We start from the raw sequence: 8,823 nt of genomic DNA on the forward strand, positions 1-8,823 counted from the left end.
CTTCTGAAACAGGCCCTAGGTCTTTTCGCTTAGTGCATCAAGTACTGACGTGGCCCCGACAGAATTCAGCCATCGGAGGGTTTCTTTGAGTCACCGCGCGTGCAATGAATGGCGTGAGGGGAATCCGGCCATCCGCCGACGAGCGCCACTTTAGGCGAGGCGGAGGGGGTGGACCGAGAGTCGACTCGGAAACGGCCGGAAGTGAACCGATGCCCGTCCAGCGCGAGGATGCCGCGTCCTACCTGGAATTATCTGCTTCCACGTGCGGATCTAGTGTGAGGTTCGAGACCTCGCCACTCCCTTTCGATCTTCAGTACAGGGAGAGAGTGTCCGAAAATTCACGCTCCTACTTAGAAGCCATGAGGGGCGATATGGGTGAAGTGAGGGGGAGTGTCAAGCGAGTGTGCGTGTCAACGATTCGAGCCGCTCAACTTCTACGTTTTGGCCAATGTACCGAAATTAGCTATGCAGAGGCGGGGTGGCGCCTCTTGAGTTGGGCGACCCGAATCAATCGCGCACATGAAGGAGGACCTGACGCCATGCGTCTCACACGACGTGCCCTGGTACGTATCTTCACTCCGCTGGCGACTGTGGCGCTTCTCTCGCTCCCGGTGTCGCCCACGGCGTCGGCGGCCGAAACCCGGACCGCGAGCGTGACCACCACGTGTTCCCACACCTGCGTCCTGGGAACCCGCGCTGCAACCCACACTGGATACGACCGGCTCGTGTTCGACCTGACATCGAGCACTCAGGTCACAACGTCGACGAACACAACGGGGGCGTACACCCCGTGGAGCGGCAAGACGGAGTTCTTGGAGGTCCGCGGTACCTCGTACCTCTTCATCACGATGGAGGACACCGACGTCTATGACGATGCGGGGAACCTGACCTTCGCGAGCCCGGCCCTGCAGAGCTTCAACCTTCCTGCCCTCAAGGGTGTCCAGCTCCTGCAGGCGTTCGACAACCGATTCGACAAGCGCGTCGAGTTCGGTATCACGCTGGGGCCGTCGACGGGCTATCAGATCTTCCAGCTGACCCAGCCGAACCGCCTGGTCGTCGACATCTATCAGTAGGCCGCGCACTTCACGCCGGCCCGAGGGCACGAGAGGACAGCCGATGACAGGCAGCTTAGGTAGATGCGGAAGCAGAACGAGTAACACACTTGGCGGCGCCCGGTGAGACGACTGCGGGCACGCTTACCCGTGGTGGTCTCCACGGCGGTAGCACTGATGGCGACCCTTCCCACGCAGGCCATGGCCGGAGATCCGGGGAGGCCTGACGACGCGGCGCAGGGATGGTCAGCTGAGTCGACGACGCCGGCGGCGATGGATGGGGATGGGCCTGCGGGCGCGATTCCGGAACGGCGCCGCGCGTTGGTACAGGGAAGCGGGTACACCGCTTCCAAGGATGTCGCGTGGACCACGTCCGGTGATGCGGAAGGGTTCCACGTCCTGGTGGCGGACGCGGCCAAGGGCTACGAGTGGAGAACCGCGGCCACCCTGTCCGAGCCGGGTTTCGACGCCGACAGCTGGATCGGGAACGCCTGTGTCACGGAATCGGGAGAACGTGCCGCCGTGGCCTACGCGCCTCGGACCTTCACCAACAAGCCCGAGCTGATGGTGCGCGGGGCGTTCACTGCCATCGTGGACCTGAAGACGGGACGGGTCACGAAGCTTCCCCACCAGGCATCGCTGGCGTACTTCTCACCCGGTTGCGGTGAGGGCGAGAACGCGGTCTTCACCCAGCTGTCCCACGACGGGGACAAGCAGAGCGGCAGCCGTCTCATCTCTGTCGACCTGGCTGCGGGCAAGGCCGGAAAGCCCCTGCTGCTCGACGGACAGGTGACCTCCGCCGTACCGACCGCAGAGGGCATCGTCGCTGCCGAGGGCGGGCGACTGATCCGGGTCGGCAAGGACGGAAAGCGAAAGACGATCGCGCGTACGCATGGTGTTCCCTTCCAGCTTCGGGCCGACAAGGACGGAGGAGTCACGTTCATCGAGCGGGTTCCCGGTTCGGCCCCGAAGAAGTCGAACGAAGGCGACAGCCAGGCAAGCCGGGTGACTGCCCGACAGATCAGAAGCGGCGGTGCCACGCCGGCGGCGCTGGTGCGCGGCGGCCTGATGGAATGGGATCTGGCGTCCTCGGCCGATGGCACCGTGTACGTCACCGGTAAGGCCAAGTCGCTGGGGTCGTTGCCGGGGAGCGTCAGGAATCGGGGCGACCTGGCGAAGGACGACCGGATCTCCACCCGCGGCCAAGCAGCCGTGGGAACCGCCTGGGTGGCGGAACAGGGGTCTCCCCTTCTTACCCCCAAGGAGGGCGAAGCCCGCCGGGTCCGGACCGAGTTGCGCTTGATGGGCACCGGGAAGACCGAGGTCCTCGAGGCGCTGCCGGGCGGCAAGCCCCTGGGGAGCACGAAGGTACGGTCTGCGGGGACCGCGATGTCCCCCGCGCTGTCCGGTGGTAGGGCGGCACCGAAGGCGCTGAAGACAACGGCGGTATCGGAGACAGCGACGTCCTCGGTGCTCGGGGGATCGCCCACGGACCCGGTCGAGGCGGAGCGGACGTGTGCCGTGCCGCGTAACGACATACGTAAGCAGGCCTTCCAGCCGACTCCCCGTCAGGTGGAGTGGGCCGTGGACCAGGCGGTCGCCGGGACGCTGAACAAGTCCATATCCCGGCCTGCGAACTGGAAGAACATGGGAATGGCGGCCTACCAGCCGCAATCACTCTTCCCACTGGCCCTGATGTACGGGGACACGAACGGAATACCCGATCGTGTGGACAACTGGCACATCCCGGCGCAGATCCTGCTCGGCATCACCGCGCAGGAATCCAACATGTGGCAGGCCACTCGCTTTGCCGTTCCGGGTGTCACCGCGAACCCCCTGATCGGGAACTACTACGGCGTCGACTACACGCCGTCCGGGACACAGACGGATCCGTGGCTGATCAACTGGTCGCGGGCCGACTGCGGTTACGGCATCACGCAGGTCACCGACGGCATGCGGCTGACTGACCAGGGTGTCAAGCTCAGCAAGACGCAGCAGGAGGCCGTCGCACTGGACTACACGGCGAACATCGCCGCCGGGGCGAACATCCTCGTCGAGAAGTGGAACCAGACCAGCAAGGCAGGGCTGACCGTCAACAACGGGCACCCGAAGTACATCGAGAACTGGTTCTTCGCGCTGTGGGCCTACAACTCGGGGTTCTACCAGAAGGGTGGCGACCCTGCGGGCGGCGACCAGCACTGGGGCGTCGGGTTCACCAACAACCCGGCCAACCCGATCTGGAAGTACAACCGTACGCCTTTCCTGGAGAACGAGAGCGGGGCGGACGACTACTCGCAGGCAGCGAACCCGCAGTACTGGCCGTACCAGGAGAAGGTCATCGGCTGGGCCGCCCGCCCCATCGCCGCGTTGTTCGGCCCCGGCGACATCCAGCCCGGCTACCGGGCCGCATGGTGGAACAGCGCTTGGGACCGTACGCGCGTCAAGCCGCGGATCGACCTGTTCTGCACCATGGAGAACAACAACTGCTACTCGGGCCGCATCGGCGAGAACGACTCCAACGACACCGGCCAGGGCGCCTGCACCCTGGACCAGGGGACCTCGACGACCAACCCGCACTGGCTGCACTGCTGGTGGAACACCTCGGTGCAGTGGAAGGACTGCAACCTCCTCGCGGAGTGCGGCAACGCGGTACACCGGTTCAACGACACCTATCCGGAACAGCCGGACGCCAACTCCTACCCGCCTCAGTGCGGCATGGGGGGCCTACCCGCCGGAACGAAGATCGTCGAGGACATTCCCTACGGTGCCACGCCGGCGGGGAGCACGAGCAGAACCTGTGGTTCCTCCACGTCCTCGGGAACCTTCGAGTTCAACTTCACGGGCTGGAACAACGCGTATCCCGGCAAGATGGACCTGCACCAGATCGGGGCCGGGGACAACAACCACTTCTGGTTCTCCCACACCAGGGATGTGAACACCGTCGACGGTAGCCGGCTGTTCATCACCGGCAAGTGGACACTGAACGAGTCGAACATCGGCTGGTCCCGGGTACTGGTGCACATGCCGGACCACGGCGCGCATACCCGGCAGGCGGCTTATGTCGTGGGCGGTACGGATTCCACCTCGCCGGTCCGTGTGGTTCCGCAGCGCACCCGAGAGAACCGGTGGGTGAGCCTGGGCGTCTTCCGCTTCACCGGCACGCCGACGGTCTCCCTGTCGACCCACACCGCGGACGGCGGCACCGGCGAGGACATCGCCTGGGACTCCGTGGCATTCCAGAAGTTGCCGGGCAAGCCGCAGCACCAGATCGTGGCCATGGGCGACTCCTTCTCCTCCGGCGAGGGGGCCTCCGACGGCAACACGGACTACTACAAGGAGACCAACTACCGGGACCCCCAGAACGAGGACACCCGCAACGCCTGCCACCGTTCCAAGAAGGCATGGTCCCGTCAGGCCAAGACTCCCGGCGCGTACGCGTCGATCGGGGAGCTGGCGGACAGCTGGGACGCCGGCATGGACTACCACCTGATCGCCTGCTCGGGTGCTCGTACCTACAACATCCTGAAGGCCCCGGAGAACGGCGAACTGCCCCAGATCGACAAGGGGTACCTGGACCAGAACACCTCTCTAGTCACCATCTCCATCGGCGGCAACGACTCACGGTTCTCGTACGTCATCCAGAAGTGCCTGATCTCCTTCGGCTCGGGCAGCTGTGAGAGCAAGCCGTTCGATGACCACGACTCGCAGATCGACCGGGACGTCGACGGGAACGGCACCGTCGAGACCAACAGGGACGGCCCCTACCAGGGACTTCCGATGAGCCAGGCACTGCCAGAACTGATCACCGACGTGGTGAAGTCGGACATCGGCGCCGCCATCGAGCGGATCCACAGCAAGGCGCCCAACGCCAAGATCATGCTCATGGGATATCCCAAGCTGATCTCCGCCGATGCCAGCTGCCTGCGTCTCGGCCCACTCGGCCTGTCGAAGGAGTCCAACGACTGGTTGAACACCGTGGCCGCGCACCTCACCGCCCAGATGAAGGATGCGACAGCGATCGCCCGCGCCAAGGGAATCGACGCACGGTTCTCCGACCCCACAGTGAACTTCGAGGGGAAGGGCGTCTGCGGGAACCCTGAAAGCATCCACGGCATGGTAAAGACCTTGACCGACAGCGACAACACGATCAAGGACTGGCCGCTCCTGAAGGACTACGGCCTTTCGGCCCAGTCTTTCCACCCGAAGATCGGTGGCGCCCGGCTGTACGCGGACGCCATGGAGTGGACCATCAGCGGATGGGTGTAACAGGGCACAGCACCTGAGGGGGCCGGCCAGGGAGTGTGACCCTGGCCGGCCCTTCCATGCCCCTGCCCGTTACGACACGGTGTGGTAGCCCGCAGTCAGCGTCCACTCGAAGAGTGTCCCTGGCTGTTCACGTATGGAGGAGAGGCGAACCCCGGCGGGATTGGACACGCAGGTACTGAACACAGCCTTACGTCCTGGGCAGGGCTCGGGCACTTTCAACTTCACGTCGTCGCCGGGCGCGTCCCAGGTCAACCCCTCCCCGCCGGTACGGGACCTGATCGACGGCAGGTAGGCGTGCGGCTTCTCGTAGACCCTGCTCTCGTAGTACTGCAGCGCGCTGCGGATCGATCCCTCGGTCCAGGTGGTGGGCGTTTTCATGGACCGGAGACCCTGAAGGACCTGAGGCACGGGACGGTCCACGACGAAGTACAGGTGCAGCCGCATCTGGCAGTACATGACGGGCTGCTTCGGTGCGTTCTGGTCGAGGTAGTTCTTGCCTCCGCCCCGAGCGCATGTGTCGACCACGGTGGTACGCAAGGCCGGCCCCCACGGCGAGGAGCGACCAATCTCGTCGGCCCGCGCCCGCAATTCGTGCTCGGTGTGCACCCGCCTTTGCTGGACCTCGTCCGATGTGGCGATCTTCTTGAGGTCGCTCTGACTAGGACCTCTGGAGCAGGCCCCGACTCCGACCAGGAAGAAGGCGAACAGAAGAGACGCGGTCTGGCCGGATCGCCGGCGTAACGGTGAAGTCATGGTCTGAGTCTCCTACGGATGTCACGGCGACTACAGATCGGAAGCACAGGGAGGACTGCGGACCTGCGCAACGCCTCCCGCTCCTCGCCTCTGGGTGGGCATGTGGCAGCCGCTCCCGCAAGCCGGCCTGTCGCCATGCGCCTCAGGAGGTGTCCAGAATGAGTGCACTTGGCGCAAGGTTGGACGTTCCGTTGGTTGCATTCTGATAACAGGGCGGGTCCTTGCCCTGCGTCTCTATAGTGTGTATTGGGGCTAACTTTATCCGATCCGCTTGAGAGATACACGTGGGGGATTTCTGTGCGTAGCGGGGCGAAGGTTGCGGTAGTCGGCAGTGTCTTCTTAGCGGTCGCAAGCGGCGTCGGGTACGGCGCATACAACGTCTGGAACGGAATCAGCAGCGGGAACGTGGGAGGTGACAGTCGAACAACAAAGGCTACCGGCCCTCTGACGCAGCACGAGGTCGAGCAGGTCTCCCGGGAATTCCTTTCCGCATGGGCAGGGGGGCATTCATACAAGGCGGCTCAGTTGACCAATAATGCGGTCGAGGCCGAGCCGATACTCGCCGGATACACTTCGACGGCCCACGTACGCAAGGCCGTCATCACGCCTGGCCCAGCCGCTGGAACAAAGGTGCCGTTTACTGTCAACGCTACCATCGCGTACGAAGGAAGCGTAAAGCAGTGGTCGTATTCCTCCGAGCTCGTCGTGGTGCGCGGTCTTACTACTGGACGCCCACTGGTGGAGTGGCGGCCGACGGTGATCCATCCGAATCTCAAGCAGGGTGACATTTTGAAGACGGGGACCTCCGAGGCCCCCGAGATTAAAGCCGTCGACAACAAGGGCCGGGAGCTGACAAGAGCGAAGTACCCCTCGTTGGGGACAATTCTGGATCGCCTGCGCGAGAAGTATGGAAAGACAACTGATGGTGAGCCCGGCGTCGAGTTGTACATCGATAGTGCCGATGAGCAGGTACCGGACCGATCGTTGCTGATCCTCGCGAAGGGTAAGCCGGGAGTTCTCAAGACGACGATCGACGCGGATGTGCAGGCGGCGGCGGAGGCGGCCGTGAGTTCATACGGCGAGTCTTCAGTGGTGGCGATCAATTCGAACACCGGTGAGATTCGCGCGGTTGCCAACAATCGCAAGGACGGTTTCAACGCGGCGTTCGAGGGGAGTCAAGCACCCGGCTCCACGATGAAGATCGTGACCGCCGCGATGATGATGGATCAGGGAATCGTCGCGGGACCGTCGAGCAAGGTGGAATGCCCGGGGAGCGTTGCGTGGGATGGCCGCACATTCCACAACCTGAAGGACTTCAACCTGTCGAATGCCACGCTCCAGCGGGCTTTCGCGCGCTCGTGCAACACGACCTTCATCAAGCCCGTAAAGCCGCTCAACGAAAAAGGTGTTGCAGGGACGGCGCTTGGCGAGACGGCTCGGAAGTACTTTGGAGTCGGCGAGGTCTGGAGGACCGGAGCTACGTCCACCGACGCGAGCGTGCCACCGTCGACGGGCGCGGACACGGCTGCGTCGTACATCGGTCAGGGCAAGATCACGATGAACGCGCTCACAATCGCGTCCATCGCCGCGACTGTGAAATCCGGCTCCTTCAGCCAGCCGATCATCGTCGCCAAGGATCTGGACGGCCGAAAGCTGGCCACGGCTCAGCCCCTTCCCGACTCGATCGGCCAAGGCCTCCGGGCGATGATGCGTGCAGCAGCGACCGGGGAGGGTACAGGCGCTGGTGCTATGAGCTCTGTGCGCGGTGACAAGGGGGCCAAGACCGGGTCTGCTGAGGTCGACGGGCAAGGGACGTCGAATGGCTGGTTCACGGCCTTCGCCGGCGACCTCGCGGCGGCTGCCGTCGTTCAATCAGGCGGGCACGGAGGCGACGCGGCTGGGGCAATCGTCGCGGGTGTTCTGCAAGCTCGTTGACACTGCGCCCCGATAGGACGGAAAGGCCTGACGAGGTCACCTGGTCCGCCATTACGCAGGATTCGAGTGCTTCCAGGGCGACATAGGCCCGGGCCATCCCGCCCACGCATCCGGTCACGTGAGAGCTTGAACGGACTGGCACCTCGTCGCCCACTGCGGATGCACCAAAATCCGCAGCCTGCCGTCCTTGCTCCCGCGTTTGTTCCGCTGTGGCAGCGGAGCCTCCCAGTCGCGAACCTTGTCGCCGAGGCCTTGGGCAGGCCTCGGCATCAGGTTGGCGTCAACTGGCTTCGGCCTCACCTGCCGGGTCGGTGGGTGGGTCTCGGCGGCGCTTGTGATTGTTGCGGTATTGATCAGAAACTCATGAGGTTCTCGTCCAGACGTAGCGGGCATGCGGGCCGCCGAAGTAGCCGCGGACGTTGTGCGGCTGACGCCAGCGTCTGCGGAAGAAGCGGCGGGTCTCCGCAGCGAGTTCGGCTTGGTCGCGGGCTCGGTGCTGCTTGGGCAGGCTGTGCTTGAGGTCGGCGTTGACCGGCTCGTCGGGGTTGAGCTCGGGTGAGTACGGGGGGGCAGGAAGTGCAGTCCGACGTCGTCGGGGTGGGCGGCGAGCGAATCCCGAACCTTCTTCGAGTGGTGCGCAGAGTACCCGTCGACCACGAGGTGGACCTTGTGGCCGAAGTGGCCGGCGAGCCGGTCCAGAAAGCGGCAGATCACCTCGGCGATGAAGCCCCCGGTGAAGACCATGAAGTGCATCCGGCCCCTGGTGCTGATCGCCGACATCGCGTTGACCGAGAACCGGTTCCCGCTGCGCCGCACC

5 protein-coding genes are annotated in these 8,823 nt (G+C 64.3%); 3 read left to right on the top strand and 2 right to left on the bottom strand.

The genetic code is table 11. From position 1 onward, the window contains the following. Positions 1 to 539 precede the first annotated feature (539 nt). Both CCN56_RS12110 and CCN56_RS12115 read left to right on the top strand, forming a co-directional pair. Positions 540 to 1,073, top strand: a complete 534-nt coding sequence (locus CCN56_RS12110; protein ID WP_086826366.1) for a hypothetical protein — start codon at positions 540 to 542, stop codon at positions 1,071 to 1,073. A 381-nt stretch (positions 1,074 to 1,454) separates the two neighbouring features. Next, positions 1,455 to 5,318: a GDSL-type esterase/lipase family protein gene (locus tag CCN56_RS12115; protein WP_256961927.1), complete on the top strand. Its 3,864-nt coding sequence runs from the start codon at positions 1,455 to 1,457 to the stop codon at positions 5,316 to 5,318. A gap of 69 nt (positions 5,319 to 5,387) precedes the next feature. On the opposite strand, the gene CCN56_RS12120 is transcribed toward CCN56_RS12115, so the two are convergent. Then, the gene (locus CCN56_RS12120; protein ID WP_086826368.1) at positions 5,388 to 6,071 is read right to left on the bottom strand and encodes a hypothetical protein; all 684 of its coding nucleotides are present in this window, start codon (positions 6,069 to 6,071) and stop codon (positions 5,388 to 5,390) included. A 297-nt stretch (positions 6,072 to 6,368) separates the two neighbouring features. Between CCN56_RS12120 and CCN56_RS12125 the strand changes: the two genes are divergently transcribed. Further along, positions 6,369 to 8,006 (top strand): penicillin-binding transpeptidase domain-containing protein, encoded by a 1,638-nt coding sequence (locus CCN56_RS12125; protein WP_086826370.1) that lies wholly within the window; start codon positions 6,369 to 6,371, stop codon positions 8,004 to 8,006. Positions 8,007 to 8,120: 114 nt separating this feature from the next. On the opposite strand, the gene CCN56_RS44450 is transcribed toward CCN56_RS12125, so the two are convergent. Continuing rightward, positions 8,121 to 8,786, bottom strand: coding sequence for a transposase (locus tag CCN56_RS44450; RefSeq protein WP_306300602.1), 666 nt, complete (start codon positions 8,784 to 8,786; stop codon positions 8,121 to 8,123). Positions 8,787 to 8,823 lie beyond the last annotated feature (37 nt).

Source organism: Streptomyces sp. NRRL B-24572, assembly GCF_002156145.1.
Lineage (GTDB): Bacteria > Actinomycetota > Actinomycetes > Streptomycetales > Streptomycetaceae > Streptomyces > Streptomyces vietnamensis.